Origin of the sequence: Streptomyces profundus (genome assembly GCF_020740535.1) — a bacterium.
Classification (GTDB): Bacteria; Actinomycetota; Actinomycetes; order Streptomycetales; family Streptomycetaceae; genus Streptomyces; species Streptomyces profundus.
The window spans coordinates 1,334,598-1,356,477 of sequence record NZ_CP082362.1; the positions used below are offsets into that span (position 1 = coordinate 1,334,598).

Consider the following 21,880-nt stretch of genomic DNA (forward strand, 5'->3'; position numbering starts at 1 on the left):
GAAACGAGACGTCCACGCCCCCCATTGCGTCAGTCGGACGATTACACTCGCTCCCGTGCCTCAGCTACGACTTGCCCTCAATCAGATCGACTCCCGGGTCGGTGATCTGGCCGGCAACGCGGAAGCGGTGCTGCGCTGGACCCGGCACAGCGTCCAGCGGGGCGCGCACCTCGTGGCCTTCCCCGAGATGACGCTCACCGGCTATCCGGTGGAGGACCTGGCGCTGCGCGGCTCGTTCGTCGCCGCCAGCCGGGCCGCGCTGCGCGAGCTGGCCGCCCGGCTGGACGCCGAGGGCCTCGGCGAGGTGCCGGTGGTGGTCGGCTATCTGGACCGCACCGAGCAGGCCGAGCCGCAGGTGGGGCAGCCGGCCGGCGCCCCGCGCAACGCCGCGGCGGTGCTCCAGGGCGGCCGGGTGCGGCTGGCCTTCGCCAAGCACCACCTCCCCAACTACGGGGTGTTCGACGAGTACCGCTACTTCGTCCCGGGCGACACGCTCCCCGTGGTGCGGGTGCACGGCGTCGACGTGGCGTTGGCGATCTGCGAGGACCTCTGGCAGGACGGCGGCCGGGTGCCGGCCACCCGCGCCGCGGGGGCCGGCCTGCTGCTGGCCATCAACGCCTCGCCCTACGAGGTGGCCAAGGAGGACACCCGCCTGGAGCTGGTGCGCAAGCGGGCCAGGGAGGCGGGCTGCGCGCTGGCCTATCTGGCGATGATCGGCGGCCAGGACGAGCTGGTCTTCGACGGGGACTCGCTGGTGGTGGACGCGGACGGCGAAGTCCTCGCCAGGGGCCCGCAGTTCGCCGAGGAGTGCCTGCTGGTGGATCTGTCGCTGCCGGCGGCGCCCGACGAGCCGCCCACCGGGCGCGCCGACGACGGGCTCACCATCGACCATCTGACGCTGACCGCCGAGCCGCTCGCGCCCTATGAACCCGCGTACCCCGGCGGGTTGGCCGAACGGCTCGACGAGGCGGAGGAGACATACCGGGCGCTGGTCACGGGGCTGCGCGCCTACACGGTGAAGAACGGCTTCGACTCGGTGCTGATCGGGCTCTCCGGCGGCATCGACTCGGCGCTCTGCGCGGCCATCGCCGTCGACGCGCTGGGCGCCGAACGGGTCTTCGGGCTGGCGATGCCCTCGCGCTACTCCTCGGAGCACTCCGTCGACGACGCGCGGGAGTTGGCGAGGCGCACCGGCCTCCACCTGCGGACGGTGCCGATCGGCGGCATGTTCGACGCCTATCTGAGCCAGGTGGAGCTGACCGGGCTCGCCGAGGAGAACCTCCAGTCCCGGCTGCGCGGCACGCTGCTGATGGCGGTCTCCAACCAGGAGGGCCAGATCGTGCTGGCCCCCGGCAACAAGAGCGAGTTGGCCGTCGGCTACTCCACGCTCTACGGCGATTCGGTCGGCGCGTTCGGTCCGATCAAGGACCTCTACAAGACCGGCGTCTACCGGCTGGCCCGATGGCGCAACGAGGCGGCGGCCAGGCGCGGCGAGACGCCGCCGATCCCGGAGAACTCCATCGCCAAGCCGCCGAGCGCCGAACTGCGCCCAGGGCAGGTGGACACGGACTCGCTGCCCGACTACGACACCCTGGACGCGATCCTGGAGCGCTATGTGGACCGGGACCAGGGCCGCGCCTCGATCGTGGACGACGGCTTCGACCCCGAGCTGGTGACCCGGGTGCTGCGGCTCGTCGACCGGGCGGAGTACAAGCGCCGCCAGTACCCGCCGGGCACCAAGATCTCCCCCAAGGGCTTCGGCAAGGACCGCAGGCTGCCCATCACCAACGGCTGGCGCGAGGGCGACTGAACGCGCCGCCTGCACCGGGCCGTTGCCCGTTGCCCGTTTCGAACCCCCTCGTTGCCCGTGTCCGTCGTTGGCGCCCTTGGTCTAGACATGTCCACGACATAGTTCTACGCTGCTCCCCGCAGAGTATGAGAGCGCTCTCGGTCTCCGCTGTTCCGCCCCATCACAGGTAGAGCACTCGAAGGAGAACCCCCACCATGAGACGCACCAGAGGCATGCGCCTTGGCCTGTCCGCGCTGCTCGTCGCCGGCGCGCTGGCCGGCACCGGCGCCGCCACCGCTTCGGCGGACGAACCGGTCGCCGGCGAGGGCCTGTTGACGGCCCTCCAGCAGGACTACGGCCTCACCGCCGAGCAGGCCGAGCAGCGGCTCGCCGACGAGGCCGCCGCCACCGAGATCGAGCCAGCCGCCCGGCAGGCGGCTGGCTCGGCGTTCGGCGGCAGCTGGTTCGACCCGGCCAGCGGCGACCTGGTGGTCGCCGTCACCGACGACGACCACGCGGGCGCGGTCGAGGAGGCCGGCGCCAGGACGACGCTGGTCCGGCACAGCGAGGCGGCCCTGAACACCACCATGGCCTCCATCGACACCCTCGCCGGCAGCGTCGGCGCGCCCGACGCGGTGGCCAGCTGGCAGGTCGACCCCCGCGCCAACAGCGTGGTGGTCAACGTCGTCGAGGGCACCGAGTCGACGGCCGAGGTCGCGGCCTTCCTCGACGAGGCGCGGGAGGCGGGCCCCGTCGCCGTCCGCACCGTGGGCGAGGCGCCGCAGACGTTCGCCGCCGGCACGGTGGGCGGCGACCCGTACTACACCGGCAACGTCCGCTGTTCCATCGGCTTCTCCGTGCACGGCGGCTTCGTCACCGCCGGGCACTGCGGACCGCGGGGCGCGGACGTGTTCGGCTGGGACCGCTCGCACATCGGGCAGTTCCAGGGCTCGTCCTTCCCCGGCAACGACTACGCCTGGGTGAGCGTGGGCAGCGGCTGGTGGACGGAGCCGGTCGTACTGGGCTGGGGCGCGGTCTCCGACCAGCTCGTCCGCGGCTCGGCCGAGGCGCCGGTCGGCGCCTCGATCTGCCGCTCGGGCTCGACCACCGGCTGGCACTGCGGCACCCTGCTGGCCAAGAACGAGACGGTCAACTACGGCAACGGCGATCTCGTCCACGAGCTGACCAAGACCAGCGTCTGCGCCGAGGGCGGCGACTCGGGCGGCGCCTATATCAGCGGCGACCAGGGCCAGGGCGTGACCTCGGGCGGCTGGGGCAACTGCTCCAGCGGCGGTGAGACCTGGTACCAGCCGCTCAACGAGATCCTCTCGGTCTACGGGCTGACCCTGCACACCGCCTGACACGCGCGGTGGGCCGCCGTCCCCTCGGGCGGCGGCCCGCCGTTCACCGGCCCCGGCCTCTACAGGCCGGGCGCGCCCCAGACGGGGAACCAGCGGCTGAGGTCGTTCTCCACCCTGAGGTCGTCGGCGAGCAGCGCGCGGACCCGCAGCTCAAGGCCGTTGTCCCGGCGCTCCTTGCCGCCGGCCAGCGGCGCGAACGGGTAGAAGGTGCCGCGCTTGTAGAGGTAGACCAGGGCCAGCGGCTGGCCCTCGGGGTCGCGGAAGCCGACCAGCGAGCAGAGCAGTTGGGGCCCGAACCCGGCGTCCTTCAGCAGCGTGTTGACCGCGTGCAGGTCGTTGACCAGATCGGCGAGCCGCTCGGCGGGGTGGCGGGCGAGCAGCCAGGTGTAGCCGTGGTCGTCCTGGCTGAACTCCACGGGCGTCGACCCCTGGGCGACATCGGCGTCCAGCAGCTGGTGCACCTCGTCGCGGACCCCGGCGAAGGCCCCGCCCTCCACGCTGGCGAAGCAGACGGAGCCGGCCCCGGTGGGGGTGAAGCCCCCGCCGGCCTGAAGGGTGATGGCGGCCGAGGGAACGGCGAAGAGCTGGTCCAGATCGGGTTTGACCGGTTTGCGTCGGCCAAGGATCGCGTCGAGAAAGCCCACGTGGTCGCTTGCCTGCCTTTCTGTCGGTTCGTTGAGGCCAGCGAGGCCGGCGGGTCAGTGGGCCGGCGGGTCAGAGGGCCGTCGGGTCGGGGGGCAGCGGGGCCGGCGGGTCAGGGGCGGCCCAGCTCGGCGGAGAGCCGGCCGAGGCGGTCGAGCCGCTGCTCAAGCGTGGGATGCGAGGCGAAGAGCTTGCTCACCCCGTTCCCGGAGAGCGCGGGGGCGAAGTAGAACGCGTTGAACGGCTCGGCCTGCCGCAGATCGCGGGTGGGGATGCGGCCCATCTGCCCCGAGACCTTGGTGAGCGCGGAGGCCAGCGCCGAGGGACGGCCGGTGAGCAGCGCCCCGGCGCGGTCGGCGGAGAGCTCGCGGTAGCGGGAGAGCAGCCGGGTCAGCAGGAAACTGATCACATAGACGACAGCGCTGATCAGGGGGATCAGCAGGAAGAGCACATTCTGATTGTTACGCCCACCGCGAGTGAGCCCCGTCCACAGGGCCATTCTGGTGATCAGACCGGCCAGCACGCCCAGGAACGCGGCGATCGTCATCACCGCCACATCCCGGTGTGCCACATGGGACAGCTCGTGCGCCAGCACCCCCTCCAGCTCGTCGGGCTCCAGCCGGCGGAGCAGGCCCGTGGTGGCACACACCATGGACTTCTTCTGGCTCCGCCCGGTGGCGAAGGCGTTGGGGACGTCGGTGTCGGCGATGGCCACCTTGGGCTTGGGCATATCGGCCAGCGCGCACAGCCGGTCGACGGCGCCGTGCAGCTCGGGGGCCTGTTCGGGGGTGACCTCCCGGGCGCCCATGCTGTAGGCGGCGATCCGGTCGCTGAACCAGAACTGGACGAAGAACAACCCGCCGGCGAGGACCAGGATCAGGGGCCAGGCCTGGCCGAAGGCGGCGATCAGCACACCCACGAAGACCACGTACAACAGCCCGATCAGGAACATGGTGAGCACCATGCGACGGGTGAGGCCGTGATCGGAGGCGAACCGCGTGCGTGCCATACCGCTCCCTTCCCAAGAAGCTCACAACTCCCGGACGTCTCTCAAAAGTAAAACAACCGGAGCAAAAACCAGAACAACGGGAGAAGGCGGGAGCGGGCGCACGAGACCGGGACAACCCAGGGCAACCGTCCCCGTGCGAACGGTCACCCCCGGGCCGGAACCGCGTCAGAAGTCCACGCGGGCGGCGACCGGCAGATGATCACTTCCGGTCGATGGCAGCGTCCAGGAGGACACCGGCTCCAGGCTCCGCACCAGGATCTGATCGATCCTGGCCATGGGGAAGTCAGCCGGCCAGCTGAAGCCGAAGCCGGCGCCCGCGGCCCCCTGGGTGGACCGCAGCTGGGAGGTGAGCGGGGCCAGCGCCCGGTCGTTCATGGTGCCGTTGAGATCGCCGAGCAGCACCGCGTGCTCCACCGGCTCGTCCGCGATGGCCTGACCGAGCAGCTCGGCCGCCTCGTCCCGCCGCTCGGCGGTGAAGCCCGACCTGAACTCCACCCGCACCGACGGCAGATGGGCCACATAGACGGCGACGGGACCGTTGTCCGTCGCCACCGTGCCACGGAACGCGCGCGTCCAGCCCATCCCGGTGTCCACCGGCGCCACATCGTCGATCGGATGGCGGCTCCACAGCCCGATGGTGCCCTCGACGGCGTGGTAGGGATAGGCCCGCGCCAGCCCCTCCTCATAGGTGGCCAGCTCCCGCTGCGGCACCTCCTGGAGAGCGATCACGTCGGCGCCGCTCTCGGCCAGCTGGCCCGCCGTGGCGGCGTGGTCGGCGTTGCCCTCGTCCACGTTGTGGCTGACCACCATCAACGCGCCGCCCGACCCCGTCTTGTCCAACAGCAGGCCGCCGAAGAGGTTGCTCCACACCAGGACCGGGGCCAGCAGCGCCGCCAGCGCCGTGGTGGAGCGGCGCAGCACCGCGCAGAGCGCCAGCACGGGGACGGCGAGGCCGGTCCAGGGGAGGAACGTCTCCAGCAGGCTGCCCAGGTTGCCGATCTTGTTGGGCACCCTGGCGTGCACGATGAGCAGCAGCGCCAGGGCCAGGGCGAGCCCGGCGGGCACCAGGCCGCGCCGCCAGCGCCCCACCCGATCGCTCCACCGTGGCTTCGGGGCACCCGCTTCGTCGGTGGTCGTCTCGGCTGTCACGTCGAGCGCCCTCCGGCCTGCCTTCGGGGTGTCCACATGTGCCATTCGCGCCCTCGCTGACCGTCGTGCATTCGTCCGGGCTCCGCCGCTCGAATCCGCGCTGCTTCAAAGGGACAAGACGGCCACGGAACGGCGCGGGGTTCCGTTATATCAGTCGCGATCTTCGCCCCCCACTTCCCGCCGTCGGCGGTCGGTGCGACGATGGAGGAAGTCCGGGGACGCCGTTACGGCGCTTCGAGATCACCAAGAACAGGGAGCAGCGTGATGACGCAGCACACTCCTGCCCAGGTACCGGCCAAGCCGGAGCGGCCAGGGCTCTACGGCGGCAAGAGCAGCCGTCGGATCACGGTCAGGGACATCGCGGCGGCCAAGCGGCGCGGCGAGAAGTGGCCCATGCTCACCGCCTACGACGCGATGACCGCCTCGGTCTTCGACGAGGCGGGCATCCCGGTGATGCTGGTGGGCGACTCCATGGGGAACACGGCGCTCGGCTACGAGAGCACGGTGCCGGTCACCCTGGAGCAGATGACGATGCTGTCGGCGGCGGTGGTGCGCGGCACCAGCCGGGCGCTGATCGTGGGCGATCTGCCGTTCGGCACCTTCCAGGAGGGGCCCACGCAGGCGCTGCGCAGCGCCACGCACCTGGTGAAGGAGGCGGGCGTCGGCGCGGTCAAGCTGGAGGGCGGCGAGCGTTCGGCCGACCAGGTGCGGCTGCTGGTCGAGTCCGGCATCCCGGTGATGGCCCATGTGGGCCTGACCCCGCAGTCCGTCCACGCCTTCGGCGGCCACCCCGTGCAGGGGCGCGGCGAGGAGGCGGCGGCGCAGCTGCTGCGGGACGCCAAGGCGGTGCAGGACGCGGGCGCGTTCGCCGTGGTGCTTGAGCTGGTGACGGCCGAGCTGGCCGCCGAGGTGACGCGCAGCCTCTACATCCCGACCGTGGGCATCGGCTCGGGCGCCGACTGCGACGCCCAGGTGCTGGTCTGGACGGACATGGCGGGGATGACGGACTGGCCCGGCGGCCGGACGCCCCGTTTCATCAAGCAGTACGGGCAGCTGCGCACGGCGCTCGGCGACGCGGCCAGGGCGTTCGCCGAGGACGTGGTGGGCGGCGCCTACCCCGCCGAGGAGCACAGCTTCCACTGACGGGGCTCAGGCGGCCCTGGCCTTCCGCCCGTAGTACCAGGCCATGTTGGAGGAGAGCCCGGCCATCAGCACCCAGACGATCCCGAGCCAGTGGCCCTGTGTGAAGGAGACCACCGCCGCCACGGCGGTGAGCAGGCAGAGCACGGCGGCATAGCTGGCGAGCCGGCGAGGGTTGCCGGTCGGGGCCGGTGAGGACATGGGCGAGGCTCCGGAGCGCTGGGAGACGGCGGATGGCGGTCGTACGCGCACGGCGTACGACCGCCATTGTCGCGCGTGGGGTCAGATGTCGGTGAGCCGGATACCGGCGTGCGCCTTGTAGCGGCGGTTCACCGAGATCAGGTTGGCGACCAGCGCCTCGACCTGGTGCGCGTTGCGCAGCCGGCCGGCGAAGACGCCGCGCATCCCGGGGATCAGCTGGGCGACGGCCTGGACCACGGCGCAGTCGTCGCGGGACTCGCCGAGCACCATCACATCGGTGTCGATCCGCTCGATCGACGGGTCCTGGAGCAGCACGGCCGAGAGGTGGTGGAAGGCGGCGGTGACCCGGGACTCCGGCAGCAGGGCGGCGGCCTGCTGGGCGGCGCTGCCCTCCTCGGGGACGATCGGGTAGGCGCCGCGCTTGTCGAAGCCGAGCGGGTTGACGCAGTCGACGACCAGCTTGCCGGCGAGTTCGGCGGTGAGCGAGGAGAGGGTCCTGGCGTGCCCGTCCCAGGGGACGGCCACGATCACCACGTCCGCCTGGGCCGCGCAGCTCGCGTTGTCGGCGCCCCGCACGCCGTTGCCGAGTTCCTCGGCCGCCGCGGTGGCGCGCTCGGCCGAGCGGGAGCCGATGATCACCTGTTGGCCGGCCCTGGCCAGCCGGTAGGCGAGGCCGCGCCCCTGGTCGCCGGTGCCGCCGAGTACGCCGATCACCAGCCCGGACACGTCGGGGAGGTCCCAGGGGTCCCGCTTGGGGGGTGCGGCGTCATCACGTGTGGTCATACGCCAAATGGTGCCACCGGGGGGAGAGTTTCCCGATGGACTGTCGCGCTGATCACTCCGTGTCGGCCGGCCCCCGGCCCCCGGTGTCGGGCTTGTCGGCCTTGCCTGCCTTGCCGGGCTCGCCGGCGTCCTCGGCGGTACCGGCGTCCTCGGCCTCGCCGGCGTCCTCGGCCTCGCCGGCGTCCTCGGCCTCGTCGGGGTTCTCGGCCCAACGCGGGTCGTTGCGCCAGGCGTCGTCGCGTTCCCTGGCGGTCTCGATGGCCTGGGCCGCCTCGGCGCGGCTCGGATAGGGGCCGAGCCGGTCCTTGGCCGGGCACTCCGGGCCTTCCTCGACCTTGCGGTGCTTGAGGCAGTAGTACCACTCGCCGGGTTGGCCGGTGGCCTTGCGCTTGAAGAGAGCCATGTCCCTTATCCTGCCCGCAATTCCGCCCGCCCGTAGACTCGGGCGCATGTCTGGCCAGTCGCTTCTCCAGCCCGGCACGGTCTCGCCGCGGCGCTCCGTTCCCTCCGTCATCCCTCGCCCCGCCTATGTGGGCAAGGCCGCCCCCGCCCGTTACACCGGGCCCGACGCGCAGGATCAGGAGACGATCGAGCGCATGCGGGTGGCCGGCCGGATCGCCGCGCGGGCGATGGCCGAGACCGCCCGGCATATCGAAGCGGGCGTCACCACCGACGCGTTGGACGCGGTGGCGCACGCGTTCCTCTGCGACCACGGGGCCTACCCGTCCACGCTCGGCTACCGGAACTTCCCCAAGTCGCTGTGCACGTCGGTGAACGAGGTGATCTGCCACGGCATCCCCGACTCCACGGTGCTGCGGGACGGCGACATCGTGAACCTGGACATCACGGCGTTTGTCGGCGGGGTGCACGGCGACACGAACGCCACCTATCCGGTGGGCGGTCCCGAGGCGCTGGACGAGGAGTCCCGGCTGCTGGTCGAGCGCACCGAGGAGGCGTTGAACCGGGCCATCAAGGCGGTGCGCCCGGGCCGTCGGGTCAATGTGATCGGCCGGGTGATCGAGTCCTACGCGAAACGGTTCGGCTACGGCGTGGTCCGTGACTTCACCGGCCATGGGATCAACAGCTCGTTCCATTCGGGGCTGATCATCCCGCACTACGACGAGCCCAGCGCGGACACGGTGCTGGTGCCGGGGATGACGTTCACCATCGAGCCGATGCTCAATCTGGGCACCCACGAGTGGGAGATGTGGGCCGACGAGTGGACGGTGGTCACCAAGGACCGTGCCCGCTCGGCCCAGTTCGAGCACACCCTGGTGGTCACGGAGCAGGGCGCCGAGGTGTTGACGCTGCCCTGAGCCCCGGTGGGGGCGGGTCCCGTCGCACGTCCGCCGACATGTTTTACCGACAGACTGTCGGCAACTGCTTGACTTAGGTAAGCCTAAGTCGACAGGATGGCGAGGCGCGGCCCGCCCTGGGCGCGCCCCGCCGCCACGGCCCTGGAGGTCACCCGTGTCCGTGCTCGACGCCACCGCCCCCTTCTCCACCCAGATTCGCGAAGCCTCGCAGGCGCAGCACACCGAGGCGGAGAACTCGACCTTCATGAGCGATCTGCTCTCCGGCCGGCTCGGCGTCTCCGCCTACCGCCGGTACACCGAGCAGCTGTGGTTCGTCTACCGCGCCCTTGAGGGCGTCACCGACACCCTGGCCGGCGATCCGGTGGCCGCGCCCTTCCTCCGCCCCGAGCTCTTCCGCACCTCGGCCCTCGAACGCGACCTCGACCATCTGCACGAGGGCGCCGACTGGCGCTCCTCGCTCCGCCCGCTGCCCGCGACCGAGACCTACGCGGCCCGCGTCCTCGAGGTGGCGAACGGCTGGCCGGGCGGCTATGTCGCCCACCACTACACGCGCTACCTGGGCGATCTCTCCGGCGGCCAGGTGATCCGCTCCATCGCGGAGAAGACCTGGGGCTTCGAACACAAGGGCGACGGCGTGCGGTTCTACGTCTTCGACGGCATCGCCAACCCGGCCTCGTTCAAGCGCGAGTACCGCGCCCTGTTGGACGCGGTGCCGGTGGACGCGCCGGAGCGGCTGCGGATAGTGGACGAGTGCCGCCGCGCGTTCGCGCTCAACACCGCGCTCTTCGCCGACCTCGCCACCGCCACGCGCTGACCCGCGCGTTCCCCCGGGACGCCCGATCGAGGCCCCCGGCGCCACCGGAAGGGAACCCGGTGGTGCCGGGGGCCTTTTCGGTGAATATTTCTGATAAGCGCGTTTTTAGCTTGGTATGAGGTGGTGGACACGGGACGCTGAGGCTCCTTGGAACGCGGGTCTTCCTCAAGGAGCACGCCCTGAGTACGTCGATCGGCAGCAGCGCAGGGGCGTTCTGGGCCGTGTCCGTTCTGCTGACCGCCACCGCCTGTGGCTCGGCCGGTGCCAACGCGGCATCGGTCGATCCCCGGAACGTCGGGCCGGCCAGCGGCGACATCACCTGGTACGCCATCAACTTCGGCCCCGAGGGCTTCCCCGAACAGCTGATCGCGGCCTTCGAGAAGGCCCACCCCGAGATCAGCGTGGACTTCCAGCCGGCGCCCAACAACACCGACACCATGCGGGCCACCCTCACCACCGAGATCACCGGCGGCTCCAGCAGCATCGACGTCTACAACGCCGATCTCGTCTGGCCCGCCCAGTTCGGCGACGCCCAACTGGCGATGCCGCTGGACGAACACCTCCCGGACGACTTCTGGGACCGCTACCCGGACGAGCGCGCCGACCTCACGGAGTACCAGGGCGAACACCTGGCGGCGCCGCTCTATGTGGACTCGGGCTTCCTCTACTACCGCGAGGACCTGCTGGAGAAGCACGATCTGCCGGTGCCGGGGACCTGGCAGGAGCTGGCCGAGACCGCCAAGTTCCTCCAGGACGAGAACGAGGTCGACTACGGCTATGTCGGGCAGTGGGCCAACTACGAGGGCCTCACCGTCAACTGGACGGAGCTGTCGGCCGCCGCCGGCGGGCGCAGCGTCGCCCCGGACAACGACGAGGCGGCCATCGACTCACCGGAGAACCGCCGGGTGCTGGACTTCATGCGGCGGCTGATGGACGAGGGCATCGTCCCGTCGGCCAGCACCAGCTTCCAGGAACAGCAGTCCCTCCAGACCTTCGTCGAGGGCGAGGCCGCCTTCCACCGCAACTGGTCCCACGGCTGGGGCATGGCCAACGATCCGCTGGCCTCGCAGGTCGTGGAGAAGGTCGGCGTGATGCCGCTGCCGGGCTTCGACGGCGGCGAGGAGGTCGGCCCGTCGGCGGCCGGCGGCTGGAACCTGATGGTCAACCCGCACAGCAAGGCCATCGGCGCCTCCCTGGTCTTCATCGACTGGATGACCGGGCCTGACGCGCAGCGGATGATGGCGGAGAACTCGGTCCTGCCGGCCAGCGAAGAGGTCCTCAACGACCGCGCGTTGCAGCGGGAGAACCCGGTCCTTGAGGTCGCCGCCGATCTCGACCTCGTCGCCCGACCGGCGAAGACCCCCCGCTACCCCCAGATCAGCCACGGCATCTACACCAACATCAACGGCTCGCTCGCCGGTTCGGCAACCTCAGCGAGCGCGCTGCGCTCGGCGGCGGACGACATCCAACGCGCGCTGGAGGACCGGGCCCTATGAGCGGTGGCACTGTGCGTCGGGCGACGCCGCGGGAGTCCGGACGATCCGCGCTCGACCGGAAGTTCGCGCGCCTGGGCTGGGGCTTCGCCACACCCGCGCTGGTGGTGGTACTCGCCGTCACGCTCTTCCCGATCGCCTTCTCGGTGGCCATGAGCCTGAGCCATGTGACGGTCTCGGCGAACGGGTTCCAGCTGTCGGGGATGACCACCGACCACTACTCGCTGCTGCTGGGCTCCGACCGCTGGCGCCACGCCGTGGTCTTCACCGTGCTCTACACCATCGGCACGGTGATCGCCGAGCTGGTGCTCGGCACGCTGATCGCCCTGGTGCTGGAGCAGCTCTCCGGCGGCCGGGGCTGGATGATGGCCCTGCTCCTGCTGCCCTGGGCGATGATCACGGTGGTCTCCGCCCAGCTGTGGGCCTACATGTACAACGGGGTCTACGGGGTGCTGACCGCCCTCTCCGAATGGCTCACCGGCACCCCGTTCCAGTTCCTCGGCACGCCGACGCCCGCCGTGCTGTCGATGGCCGCCGCCGACATCTGGAAGACCACCCCGTTCGTGGCGATCATCGTGCTGGCCGGCCTGATGATGCTGCCCAGCGATGTGGTGGAGGCCGCCCGGGTGGACGGCGCCAGCGCCTGGACGGCGTTCTGGAAGGTTCGACTCCCGCTGCTGCGCCCGGCGTTGGTGATCGCCGTGCTCTTCCGCATCCTCCAGGCGTTCGGCATCTTCGACCTGCCGTTCGTGCTGACCGGCGGCGGCCCGGGGGACGCCACGGAGTCGCTGGCGCTGCTGGGCTGGCATGTGATGTTCACCAACCTGGACTTCGGCCCTGGCGCGGCCGTGGCCGCCAGCACGGCGGCTCTGGTGCTGGTCGGCTGCCTGATCTTTCTCCGGGCCTTCACGGCCCGGGTCGGAGACGAGGAGACACAGACGTGAGACGGCCCGCTGTGCGGTTCCAGTTCCGGTGGGTCCACCTGGCAGCCCTGCTGGTGGCGCTCTTCGTCGCCGCCCCGCTGTACTGGATGGCGGTCAGCTCGCTCAAGCCCATGGAGGAGGTCGGCGCCAACCCGCCGACCGCCTGGCCGGAACGCTTCACCTTCGAGAACTACCGGCAGGCGTTCGCCGACAACCACTTCGGGGTCTATCTGCTGAACTCCGCGATCATCTCGCTGCTGGCCACCGGCGTCGTGCTGGCGCTGAGCTCGTTCGCCGGCTACGCGCTGGCCCGGCTGCCACTGCGCGGCAAGTCGCCCATCATGATCGCGCTGCTGATGATCTCGCTCTTCCCCACCATCGCGCTGGCCGCGCCGCTCTTCCTGCTGATGCGGGAGATCGGCTGGCTGAACAGCTATCAGGGGCTGATCCTCGTCTACACGGCGCTCAACGTGCCGTTCGCGATCTGGATCCTGCGGAACTTCTTCCTCCAGATCCCCAAGGAGATGGAGGAGGTCGCCTGGGTGGACGGCGCGTCGCCGGTGCGCACCGTGCTGAAGGTGATCCTGCCGCAGGCACGGCCCGGGATGTTCACGGCCGCGATCTTCACGTTCACCGCCTGCTGGACGGAGTTCCTGATCGGGCTCACCCTCAACACCGCCGACAGCTACCGGACGATGCCGGTGGGCGTGGCCCTCTTCGGCAGCACCTTCACCGTCCCCTACGGCACGATCTTCGCCGCCGCGACGGTCTCCGTCCTCCCCATCGCGCTCCTGGTCCTGGTCTTCCGGCGCGCGGTCGTCTCCGGCCTCACCTCGGGCGCGGTCAAGGGCTGACGGGGCCTCACCCGGGGCCTAGGCCGGGCGGGGGGTGATCGGCGATGATCGTCTCGTTTGTGTCGAACGTCTGAGACGGTGTCGAACGTCCCGGACCGCCGCGCGACGCGGCCCCGTACCGTACGAAAGGTCGTCCCCCGCATGTCGCCCTTCCGCCCCGCTCCCAGCTGGCTCGCCGACGCCGTTCTCTACCAGATCTATCCGCAGAGCTTCGCCGACTCCAACGGCGACGGGATCGGCGACTTCGCCGGCATCACCGAGCGTCTCGACCATCTGGCCTGGCTGGGCGTGAACACGATCTGGCTCAACCCGTGCTTCGCCTCGCCGTTCAACGACGCCGGCTACGACGTCTCCGACTATCTGTCGGTGGCGCCCCGCTACGGCACCGAGGAGCAGCTGGGCGAGCTGGTCGAGGCGGCGGCGCGGCGGTCGATCCGGGTGATGCTGGACCTGGTGGCCGGGCACACCTCCGACCAGCACCCGTGGTTCCAGGCCGCCGTGGACGATCCGGACGACCACCGCTACATCTGGACCGCGCTGGCCGACGAGCGGCTGCCGAAGGGCTTCGTCACCTCGCCGGGCAGCCGGCCGGGCGGCTATCTGCCCAACTTCTTCGACAGCCAGCCCGCCCTGAACTTCGGCTATGCGCGCACCGACCCGGACGAGCCCTGGCGGCAGCCGGTGGACGCGGCGGGCCCACGGGCCAACCGGGCGGCGCTGCGCGAGGTGATGGACCACTGGCTGGGGCTCGGCCTGGCCGGCTTCCGGGTGGACATGGCGCATTCCCTGGTCAAGGACGATCAGGGCATGGTGGAGACCAGCAAACTCTGGGCGGAGTTGCGCGGTTGGCTGGACGAGGCGCATCCGAGCGCCGCGCTGCTGGCCGAGTGGGGCGATCCCTCGGTCTCCGTGCCGGCCGGGTTCCACTCCGACTTCTTCCTCCAGTTCGGCGGGCCATCGGACGGACTGCCGCTGCGGTCGCTGTGGAACAACGGCCAGGGCACGGTGGCCGAACACTGGACTCAGGAGCACTGTTACTTTGCCGCCGAGGGCTCCGCCTCGGCCGGCACCTTTGTCAGCGCCTGGGAGTCGGTCGGCGCGGTCGTCGCCGACCTGGGCTATGTCACCCTGCCCACCGCCAACCACGACTTCTCCCGGCTGTCCTGCGGTGACCGCACCGCCGAGCAGCTGCCGGCGGCGTTCGCCTTCCATCTGACCTGGCCGTCGCTGCCGGCGATCTACTACGGCGACGAGATCGGGATGCGCTATATCCCCGACCTGCCCGACCACGAGGGGAGCCGGCTCGGCCCCCGCTACAACCGGGCCGGTTCGCGCACCCCGATGCAGTGGGACGGCTCGCCCAACGCCGGCTTCTCCAGCGCACCGGCCGACCAGCTCTATCTGCCGATCGACCCGGATCCGGAGCGGCCCAACGTCGCCGCCCAACGGGCCGACGAGCGCTCGCTGTTGCACCTGGTGCGGCGGCTGATCGCGCTGCGGCGCTCGCACGCCGAGCTGGGCGCGCACTGCGGCGTGGAGGTCTTCCACACCGGCTATCCGCTGGTCTATCTGCGGGGCGAGCGCTTCCTCGTGGTCGTCAACCCGCGCCGCGAGCGGGCCGACCACCCACTGCCCCGGCCGGATCTGGCGACCGCCCGCGAGCTGCTGGGCGAGGGCGTCACGGTGGGCCCGGACGGGATCTCGGCGGCCGGCTTCGGCTACGGCGTCTTCGACCTGCGCGGCTGACGGCCGGCCAGGGGGGCCGGCGACGGCGCCGGCCCCCCGGTCAGGACGGGGCGCGGCGATGGCCGTGCTCGGTGCTGATGGCACGGATCTCCCGCAGATGCCGCTCCATGGCGGCGCCGGCCGGCGCCGGCCGGCGCGCCACCACCGCCCCGTAGATCGCCCGATGGCCCTCGACGGAGATCCGGCGGCCTTGTTCCGTCTCATGGGAGAGCTCGCGCGTCCTCCGCGTCCAGTTGGTGGTCATCGTGCAGAGCGTGACCAGCAGCGGGTTCTGTGCGGCGTGCGCCAGCAGGGTGTGGAACTCCACATCCAGCGCGAGGGATTCGGCCGGGCCGAGATCCTCCTGGGAGCGGGCCAGCACGTCCTCCAGGGAGAGCAGGTTGGAGTCGGCGGCGCGCAGCGCGGCGAGCTGCGCTATCCGCGGCTCCACCAGATCCCTCAGCTCGGTGGCGTTGGCGATCTCGACATCCAACTCCGAGAGGTTCTCGTAGAGTTGGGCGACATCCTCGGAGATGTCGGCGACCACGCTGCCGCGCCCCTGATGGCGCTCGATCAGCTTCTTGGACTCCAGCTCGAACATCGCCTCCCGCAGCGACGCCCGGGAGACCTGGAGGCTGGCGGCCAACTCCCGCTCGGCGGGCAGGCGATCGCCAGCGGCCAGCTCCCCGCTGGTGATCAGCCGCTCCAGATGCGCCGCCACCTCGGCGCCGACGCTGCGCGAACGACGCAGCATGGGTGGGATGGACGCGAAGCTCAATTCCGGCTCCATCTGTTGGGGGCCACCCGGCAAGGACCACTGGTCTGACCAATCTGTACCACCCCGACTCGCGGCGCCGCAAGGCGTGTTGACGCGCGCCCTCCCGGTTGGCCTGGAACCGTGGATATCCGGCGCGTTTCCGTTCCCACCTGGGTCGACGCCCCTGCGGCCGGCGCCGTTTCGGCCAGGTAAAAGCGCCATTACGTTCGCCGCCGGCCCTGGACTCCCCCCACCGGGGCCCACTTACTGTGGCCGGGACGTCGGATGGTCAGACCAATCAGCTCGGGCCGGCGGACGTCGCAGGCGGGACTCAGCGGGCGAGCAGCGAGGGGCGCGAGAACCAGTGAAGACAACGGCAGCGGGGGCCTTCCCCGTTCTCCAACCGGGCGAGGGGCTCCCCACGGGCGTCGACTACCTGCCCGCAGACCCCGACCGGGTGCTCTGGGGCCGCCTCCCCCGCGCCGGGGACAAGCCGGTGGCGACGCTGCGTTCGGGCGGGAGCATCGTGGTCGACACGGTCAGCCATGAGGGCATCCTGGAGGACCAGGGCTCCGATCCCGTCGCCTTCTTCGGGCGCCATGGCGTCGAGCCGGACCAGGTGCTCGCCGACGCCGTCGAGATCACCGCGACGGGGCGACGGAACGCGGGCTCGGACGGTCCACACGTGGTCACCGGGCCGATCGCGGTCGAGGGGGCCCGTCCGGGGGATCTGCTGGCGGTCCGCACCGAGCAGCTCACCATGCGCGCGCCCTACGGGGTGATCTCCACCCGCCACGGCCGGGGCGTGCTCGCCGACGACCCCCGACTGGGTGGCGACTACCACGCGTTCTGCGGGGTGCTGGCCGGCCCGGGGGGCCGCTGGCTCGGCACCCTGCCCACCGGACGGGACGACGAGGCGATGGCGACGTTCCCCCTGGAGCCCTTTCTCGGCCTGGTGGGCGTCGCCACCGACACCGCGGAACGCGCCAACTCGGTGCCGCCCGGCCCGCACGGCGGGAACGTCGACATCCGGCTGCTGACCCCGGGCGCCACCCTCTTCCTGCCGGTGCAGGTGCCCGAGGCGCTGCTCTATGTGGGCGATCCGCACTACGCGCAGGGCAACGGCGAGGTGGCACTGACCGCTTTCGAGGCGCCGCTGCGGGCCAGGATCAGCGTCGAACTGCTCCCGGCGGACGAGGTCCAGGAGGAACTCGGCGGCGTCAGGGGCCCGTTCGCCGCCGGGCACGGGCTGCTGATCCCCACCGGGCTCGACGCCGACCTCAACGAGGCGCTGCGCCGCTGTGTGCGCAACGCGGTGGCGCTGCTCGGCGCGGTGTTCGGCATGGAGCGACGGCAGGCGTACCTCTATCTGAGCGCCGCGGCGGACTTCCAGGTGTCGCAGGCCGTCGACCTGGTGGCCGGCGTGCACGGCGAGCTGCGGGTGGCCGACTTCGTGGCCGAGGCCGGCGGCACCGGCCGGCTCGCGCGGCGGATCCTGGAGCACGCCCGATGAGCGCGGCGACGAGCGTGGAGATCCTGGGCCCAGGCCCCCTTCCGGCGGGGTTGATGGACGCCTTCTGGGCCTATGACCGCGCCCTGCTCGCCAACGATGTCCCGGCGCTGGACGGCAGTTTCGCGGCGGGCGCCGACACCCTGCGGGCCGACGGCTCCGGGGTCGTCGTCGGCCACCTGGCGATCAGCGAGTTCCGGGCCGCGCGCACCGCCGTCCCGGACCGCCGGGTGGCGCGGGTCCATGTGCGGCTGCCGGCCGACGGGGTGGCGCTGATCGTCGCCGAGGTGGTCTCGCCGGCGGGGGCGCCGGGGCTCCAGACCCAGCTCTGGCAGCGCGGCGCGGACGGCTGGCGGGTCGGCGCCGCCCATGTGACGGCGCCGGCACGGCCGTTGGACGGCACGGTGTGGCGGGTGCTGGGCGCCCCGCTGGTGCCGGGGCGCGACGCGGGGCCGCTGCGGGGGCTGACCTTCGCCGTCAAGGACCTCTTCGCGGTGGCGGGGCACGCTGTCGGCGCCGGTGTCGCCGACTACCTGGCCCAGGCCCCCGTGCGGACCGAACACGCCCACGCGGTCGGCGCGTTGCTGGACGCGGGCGCCTCGGTCGCCGGGATCGCCCAGACCGACGAGTTCGCCTACAGCGTCCACGGGCGCGGCGGGCGGCAGGGCACCCCGGACAACCCGGCCGCGCCAGGACGGCTGCCCGGCGGCTCGACCAGCGGCCCGGCGGTCGCGGTCGCCAGGGGCGAGGTGGCCTTCGGCCTGGGCACCGACACCGCCGGATCGATCCGGGTGCCCGGCTCGTACCAGGGGCTCTGGGGCATCAGGACCACCACGGGGAGTGTCGACACCGAGGGGCTGCTGCCGCTGGCGCCGTCCTTCGACGCGGTCGGCTGGCTCGCCAGGGACGGCGAGACGCTGCTGGCGGTGGCCGAGGCGCTGCTGCCGGTGGATGCCCTCACCGGGCACGCCGAGCTGGTCACCATGCCCGCGCTCAACTCCGAGGCCGACCGGGAGATCACCGAGGCGGTACAGGGCATGGCGGATGCCCTGGGCGCCGTCCCCCTGGACCCGGCGTGGGATCTCGACTCCTGGTACGCGGCCTTCCGCACCGTCCAGGGCTGGGAGGCATGGCGGGCCCACGGCTCCTGGATCGCCGCCCACCCCGGCGCGCTGAGCGCCGACGTGGCGGCCCGTTTCCACCGGGCCGCCCTGCTCACCGAAGAAGAACACGCTTCCGCGCGACGGGAGTTGGCGGATGCCAGCGAAGCCATCCGCACCACGGTCGAGGGCCGGTTCCTGCTGCTGCCCGCCACGCCCACCGGGCCGCCGCCGGCGACCGGAACCGCCCCCGAGGCGCTGGCCGAGGTCAGGGACCGCACCCTGCGGCTGACCTGCCTGGCGTCCCTGGCGGGCCTGCCCGCGCTCACCATGCCGGCCGGCGTGCCCGCCGGACGTGCCTCCGGGCTGCCCGTCGGCCTCGGGCTGGTGGGCCCGCCCGGCTCCGACCGCGCGTTGATCCGCTTCGCCCTGAGCGCCACGGCCAAGGCGGCCGGCCGCTCGTCCCACGCACCACAGGAGGAACCCCGATGAACCACCGACTGCTCAAGACCAGCGTGACCGCCGTGCTCGGCCTCTCCCTGACGGCCGGCCTCGCTGGCTGCGGAACCTCGTCGGGCGAGGCGGGCGACGGGGGCGACGCGGGCGGCACCGTCAAGATCGGCACCCTGCGCAGCCAGCCCCATCTCTACTCCCCCTACTTCATGCAGCAGTTCGCCGAGGACGGCGTCACCTACGAGATCGCCACCTTCGACAACTCCCCCGACATCAAGAACGCCCTCTCCAGCGGGGCCATCGACTTCGCCGTGCTGGGCGCCCCCTCGATGCTCGCCGGCTCGGCGGCCGGGGAGGACATCCGGATCATCGGCTCGGCGGCCAACGGCGGTTCCGGCTTCGTCGGCAGCCCCGACATCACCGGCCCTGAGGACCTCAGGGGCGCCACCATCGGCTTCCCGGCGGGCTCGTCCCAGGAGATCCTGCTGAAGCTCACCCTGGAGGCCAACGGGATCGACCCCGACGAGGACGTCGAGTTGGTCAACCTGCCCTACCCCGACATGGCCCCGGCCTACGAGTCCGGGCAGATCGACGCCTTCCTCGGCGCCGAGACCGGCGTCTCCATCGCCCTCCACGCGGGCGCGCACGAGATCCTCTCGCCCTATGACACGCCCATCGGCGGCGTGAACATCGTCTTCGCCACCGGCGCCGACACCATCGAGGACGATCCCGAGCTGGTCCAGTCCGTCACCGACTCGTTCATCCAGGCGATCGGCCTGATGAACGAGGACCCCCAGGCGTGGGTCGACGGCGTGGTGGAGACCTTCGGTCTCGACCCGGAGGTGACGGCCAGCTCCGTCGAGAACATCACGCCCCGCTACGCGCTCGACGAGGAGTACCGGGCCCAGGCCACCGCGCTCGCCGAACAGATGGTGGCCTTCGACCAGATCTCCGGCGAGCCGGATCTGGAGACCGTCTTCGACAGCACCTTCGTCGAGGCGAGCAGCTTCGCCGACTGACCCTGCCGCCGCGACCCGAAGGAGTTCCCTTGACCACCTCGACCGGATCCCTCGAAACCGCGCCCGTGGCGTCGGCCGCGCCGCCGACCGCCGCGTCGAAGCCGGCGGGGCCCGCCGGGATCCCGCCCCGCCGCGCCGGCCGTGTCCGCTCCGCGCTGGTCTCCACCCTGTACGCGCTGCCCGTCCCCGTGCTGCTGGTGATCCTCTGGGACCGGGGCGTCGAGGGCGCCTGGCTGCTGCCGTTCGGCATCCAGATGGAACATCTGCCGACGCCGTACGAGGTCGCCCGCCGGTTCGCCGACCTGGCCGTCGGCGGCATCATCGACGACTCCTACAGCGGAACGCTCTGGGAACACCTCTGGGCCAGCACCAAGCGGGTGCTCCAGGGGTTCGCCCTGGCGGCGGCGGTGGCCATTCCGCTGGGCATCGTGATGGGCCGATCCCGCACGGTCTTCCGCCTGTTGGAGCCGACGATCAACCTGGTGCGGCCCATTCCGGTGACCGCCTGGGCGCCGCTGTCGCTGCTGATCATCGGCTTCGGCGACCAGTCGACGATCTTCCTGGTCTTCCTGGCCTCGGTGTTCGCGATCCTGCTGAACACCATCGCCGGGGTCAGGGAGGTGCCGGAGCGGCTGATCGAGGCGGCGGCGATGCTGGGCACCCGGCCGGCGCGGGCGCTCTACAAGGTGGTGCTGCCGGCCGCCATCCCCAGCATCATCGGCGGGCTGCGGATCGCGCTCGGCCTGGCCTGGGTGATCCTGGTGGTCGGCGAGACCGTGGGGATCAGCACCGGTCTCGGCGCGATGATCACCCAGGCCAGGGAGCAGTCCCGCACGGATCTGATCGTGGCCGTAATGATCGTGATCGGTCTGGCCGGCTTCCTGGCGGACCGGCTTCTGATGTTGCTCGTCCGCCTGATCGGCGGCCGGCGCCCATTGATCAACTGACCCCCGGCGGCCCCCCGTTCCCGGAGGACCGCGTGTACCGGACCACGACGAGCGAAGGAGCGCGCCACCGTGCCGACATCCCCATCCACCCCGCAGGCCGTGCCGGCCGGCATCGCGATCGACGACCTGGGCAAGCGTTACCCGGGCTCGGCCGCCTTCGCCATGGACGGGGTGACCATCGATATCGCCGAGGGCGAGTTCATCTGCGTGGTCGGAGCCAGCGGGTGCGGAAAGTCAACCCTGCTGCGCATCCTGGCCGGCTTCGAGACCGCGACCAAGGGCACCGTCCGGGTCGGTGGCCAGCCGGTGAAGGGCCCGGGGCCCGACCGGGCCGTCGTCTTCCAGGACTACGGGCTCTTCCCCTGGCTGACCGTCGCCGAGAACATCGCCTACGGGCCCAAGCAGGCCGGGTTGCCCAAGGCGACCGTGCGCGAGCGCACCGCGCGGGCGCTGGACGCCGTCGGGCTGGCCAGGGTCGAGCGGTCGTTCCCCCATCAGCTCTCCGGCGGCATGCAGCAACGCGTGGCCATCGCCCGGGTGTTGGCCAACAACCCCGCCGTCCTGCTGATGGACGAGCCGTTCGGCGCGCTGGACGCGCTGACCCGTTCCGCCATGCAGGCCGAGCTCCAGCGCATCCACCGCGAGGCCGGGGTGACCGTCGTCTTCGTCACCCACAGCATCGAGGAGGCCGTCTACCTCGCCGACCGGGTGGTGGTGATGGCCGGCGGCTCGGCGCACGGCAACGCCGGCTATGTCAGGGAGGTCGTGGGCATCGAGCTGCCGGCCGGACGCGACACCACCTCACCCGAGTTCAACGCGCTCAAGCGCCGCATCGACGCCCTGGTCCACCAGGGCAACGAGGCCGCCGCGGCCTGACCCACCCCCCGTCACCACC

At 71.6% G+C, this 21,880-nt stretch carries 20 protein-coding genes and 1 pseudogene; 14 read left to right on the forward strand and 7 right to left on the reverse strand.

Annotation, left to right across the window (positions count from 1 at the left end):
- The first annotated feature begins 55 nt into the window (after nt 1–55).
- Together K4G22_RS05940 and K4G22_RS05945 are read left to right on the forward strand one after the other, a co-directional pair.
- Nucleotides 56–1,810, forward strand: coding sequence for an NAD+ synthase (locus K4G22_RS05940; protein ID WP_228078619.1), 1,755 nt, complete (start codon nt 56–58; stop codon nt 1,808–1,810).
- Between the two features lie 194 nt (nt 1,811–2,004).
- A complete protein-coding gene (locus K4G22_RS05945) occupies nt 2,005–3,150 on the forward strand; it encodes a S1 family peptidase (RefSeq protein WP_228078620.1) in 1,146 nt (381 codons plus the stop codon).
- Nucleotides 3,151–3,209: 59 nt separating this feature from the next.
- Here K4G22_RS05945 and pspAB read toward each other — a convergent pair whose 3' ends face one another.
- The 3 genes from pspAB to K4G22_RS05960 form a co-directional block, all read right to left on the reverse strand.
- Nucleotides 3,210–3,794, reverse strand: a complete 585-nt coding sequence (gene pspAB, locus K4G22_RS05950) for a PspA-associated protein PspAB (protein ID WP_228078621.1) — start codon at nt 3,792–3,794, stop codon at nt 3,210–3,212.
- Between the two features lie 110 nt (nt 3,795–3,904).
- Nucleotides 3,905–4,801 (reverse strand): zinc metalloprotease HtpX, encoded by an 897-nt coding sequence (htpX, locus tag K4G22_RS05955; protein ID WP_228078622.1) that lies wholly within the window; start codon nt 4,799–4,801, stop codon nt 3,905–3,907.
- Between the two features lie 165 nt (nt 4,802–4,966).
- Complete coding sequence (locus tag K4G22_RS05960; protein ID WP_425336612.1) at nt 4,967–5,995, reverse strand: endonuclease/exonuclease/phosphatase family protein; 1,029 nt, start codon at nt 5,993–5,995, stop codon at nt 4,967–4,969.
- Nucleotides 5,996–6,214: 219 nt separating this feature from the next.
- On the opposite strand from K4G22_RS05960, the gene panB reads away from it, so the two are divergent.
- Nucleotides 6,215–7,093, forward strand: a complete 879-nt coding sequence (gene panB, locus K4G22_RS05965) for a 3-methyl-2-oxobutanoate hydroxymethyltransferase (RefSeq protein ID WP_228078623.1) — start codon at nt 6,215–6,217, stop codon at nt 7,091–7,093.
- 6 nt (nt 7,094–7,099) lie between these two features.
- Here panB and K4G22_RS05970 read toward each other — a convergent pair whose 3' ends face one another.
- From K4G22_RS05970 to K4G22_RS05980, 3 genes and pseudogenes are all read right to left on the reverse strand, one after another.
- Complete coding sequence (locus tag K4G22_RS05970) at nt 7,100–7,291, reverse strand: hypothetical protein (protein ID WP_228078624.1); 192 nt, start codon at nt 7,289–7,291, stop codon at nt 7,100–7,102.
- A gap of 81 nt (nt 7,292–7,372) precedes the next feature.
- On the reverse strand, nt 7,373–8,074 hold the full coding sequence (gene npdG, locus K4G22_RS05975; RefSeq protein WP_228078625.1) for an NADPH-dependent F420 reductase: 702 nt from the start codon (nt 8,072–8,074) through the stop codon (nt 7,373–7,375).
- A 178-nt stretch (nt 8,075–8,252) separates the two neighbouring features.
- Nucleotides 8,253–8,477, reverse strand: a pseudogene (locus tag K4G22_RS05980) (hypothetical protein); the annotation flags it as partial.
- A gap of 46 nt (nt 8,478–8,523) precedes the next feature.
- Between K4G22_RS05980 and map the strand changes: the two are divergent.
- The 6 genes from map to K4G22_RS06010 all read left to right on the forward strand — a co-directional run bounded on the left by map (nt 8,524) and on the right by K4G22_RS06010 (nt 15,220).
- The gene (map, locus tag K4G22_RS05985) at nt 8,524–9,390 is read left to right on the forward strand and encodes a type I methionyl aminopeptidase (protein WP_228078626.1); all 867 of its coding nucleotides are present in this window, start codon (nt 8,524–8,526) and stop codon (nt 9,388–9,390) included.
- 154 nt (nt 9,391–9,544) lie between these two features.
- A complete protein-coding gene (locus K4G22_RS05990) occupies nt 9,545–10,204 on the forward strand; it encodes a biliverdin-producing heme oxygenase (RefSeq protein WP_228078627.1) in 660 nt (219 codons plus the stop codon).
- Nucleotides 10,205–10,425: 221 nt separating this feature from the next.
- On the forward strand, nt 10,426–11,700 hold the full coding sequence (locus K4G22_RS05995) for an ABC transporter substrate-binding protein (protein ID WP_228078628.1): 1,275 nt from the start codon (nt 10,426–10,428) through the stop codon (nt 11,698–11,700).
- On the forward strand, nt 11,697–12,641 hold the full coding sequence (locus K4G22_RS06000) for a carbohydrate ABC transporter permease (protein WP_228078629.1): 945 nt from the start codon (nt 11,697–11,699) through the stop codon (nt 12,639–12,641). Before K4G22_RS05995 ends, K4G22_RS06000 begins: the two co-directional genes overlap by 4 nt.
- Nucleotides 12,638–13,474 (forward strand): carbohydrate ABC transporter permease, encoded by an 837-nt coding sequence (locus tag K4G22_RS06005; RefSeq protein ID WP_228078630.1) that lies wholly within the window; start codon nt 12,638–12,640, stop codon nt 13,472–13,474. Before K4G22_RS06000 ends, K4G22_RS06005 begins: the two co-directional genes overlap by 4 nt.
- A 141-nt stretch (nt 13,475–13,615) precedes the next feature.
- The gene (locus K4G22_RS06010; RefSeq protein ID WP_228078631.1) at nt 13,616–15,220 is read left to right on the forward strand and encodes an alpha-amylase family glycosyl hydrolase; all 1,605 of its coding nucleotides are present in this window, start codon (nt 13,616–13,618) and stop codon (nt 15,218–15,220) included.
- A 40-nt stretch (nt 15,221–15,260) separates the two neighbouring features.
- Here K4G22_RS06010 and K4G22_RS06015 read toward each other — a convergent pair whose 3' ends face one another.
- Nucleotides 15,261–15,953, reverse strand: coding sequence for a FadR/GntR family transcriptional regulator (locus tag K4G22_RS06015; RefSeq protein WP_228078632.1), 693 nt, complete (start codon nt 15,951–15,953; stop codon nt 15,261–15,263).
- A gap of 367 nt (nt 15,954–16,320) precedes the next feature.
- Here K4G22_RS06015 and K4G22_RS06020 point away from each other — a divergent pair, with 367 nt between their 5' ends.
- The 5 genes from K4G22_RS06020 (at nt 16,321) to K4G22_RS06040 (ending at nt 21,861) form a co-directional block, all read left to right on the forward strand.
- Complete coding sequence (locus K4G22_RS06020) at nt 16,321–17,469, forward strand: acetamidase/formamidase family protein (RefSeq protein WP_228078633.1); 1,149 nt, start codon at nt 16,321–16,323, stop codon at nt 17,467–17,469.
- Nucleotides 17,466–19,058, forward strand: coding sequence for an AtzH-like domain-containing protein (locus tag K4G22_RS06025; protein WP_228078634.1), 1,593 nt, complete (start codon nt 17,466–17,468; stop codon nt 19,056–19,058). Before K4G22_RS06020 ends, K4G22_RS06025 begins: the two co-directional genes overlap by 4 nt.
- A complete protein-coding gene (locus tag K4G22_RS06030) occupies nt 19,055–20,038 on the forward strand; it encodes an ABC transporter substrate-binding protein (RefSeq protein ID WP_228078635.1) in 984 nt (327 codons plus the stop codon). Before K4G22_RS06025 ends, K4G22_RS06030 begins: the two co-directional genes overlap by 4 nt.
- Nucleotides 20,039–20,067: 29 nt before the next feature.
- Nucleotides 20,068–20,985, forward strand: a complete 918-nt coding sequence (locus K4G22_RS06035; RefSeq protein WP_228078636.1) for an ABC transporter permease — start codon at nt 20,068–20,070, stop codon at nt 20,983–20,985.
- A gap of 69 nt (nt 20,986–21,054) precedes the next feature.
- Nucleotides 21,055–21,861, forward strand: a complete 807-nt coding sequence (locus tag K4G22_RS06040) for an ABC transporter ATP-binding protein (protein WP_228078638.1) — start codon at nt 21,055–21,057, stop codon at nt 21,859–21,861.
- Nucleotides 21,862–21,880 lie beyond the last annotated feature (19 nt).

Coding starts and splice junctions, on each gene's coding strand:
- K4G22_RS05945 (WP_228078620.1), top strand. CDS start 2,005: ATGAGACGCACCAGAGGCATGCGCCTTGGCCTGTCCGCGCTGCTCGTC.
- htpX (WP_228078622.1), bottom strand. CDS start 4,801: ATGGCACGCACGCGGTTCGCCTCCGATCACGGCCTCACCCGTCGCATG.
- K4G22_RS05960 (WP_425336612.1), bottom strand. CDS start 5,995: ATGGCACATGTGGACACCCCGAAGGCAGGCCGGAGGGCGCTCGACGTG.
- panB (WP_228078623.1), top strand. CDS start 6,215: ATGACGCAGCACACTCCTGCCCAGGTACCGGCCAAGCCGGAGCGGCCA.
- K4G22_RS05970 (WP_228078624.1), bottom strand. CDS start 7,291: ATGTCCTCACCGGCCCCGACCGGCAACCCTCGCCGGCTCGCCAGCTAT.
- npdG (WP_228078625.1), bottom strand. CDS start 8,074: ATGACCACACGTGATGACGCCGCACCCCCCAAGCGGGACCCCTGGGAC.
- map (WP_228078626.1), top strand. CDS start 8,524: ATGTCTGGCCAGTCGCTTCTCCAGCCCGGCACGGTCTCGCCGCGGCGC.
- K4G22_RS06000 (WP_228078629.1), top strand. CDS start 11,697: ATGAGCGGTGGCACTGTGCGTCGGGCGACGCCGCGGGAGTCCGGACGA.
- K4G22_RS06010 (WP_228078631.1), top strand. CDS start 13,616: ATGTCGCCCTTCCGCCCCGCTCCCAGCTGGCTCGCCGACGCCGTTCTC.
- K4G22_RS06015 (WP_228078632.1), bottom strand. CDS start 15,953: ATGCTGCGTCGTTCGCGCAGCGTCGGCGCCGAGGTGGCGGCGCATCTG.
- K4G22_RS06025 (WP_228078634.1), top strand. CDS start 17,466: ATGAGCGCGGCGACGAGCGTGGAGATCCTGGGCCCAGGCCCCCTTCCG.
- K4G22_RS06030 (WP_228078635.1), top strand. CDS start 19,055: ATGAACCACCGACTGCTCAAGACCAGCGTGACCGCCGTGCTCGGCCTC.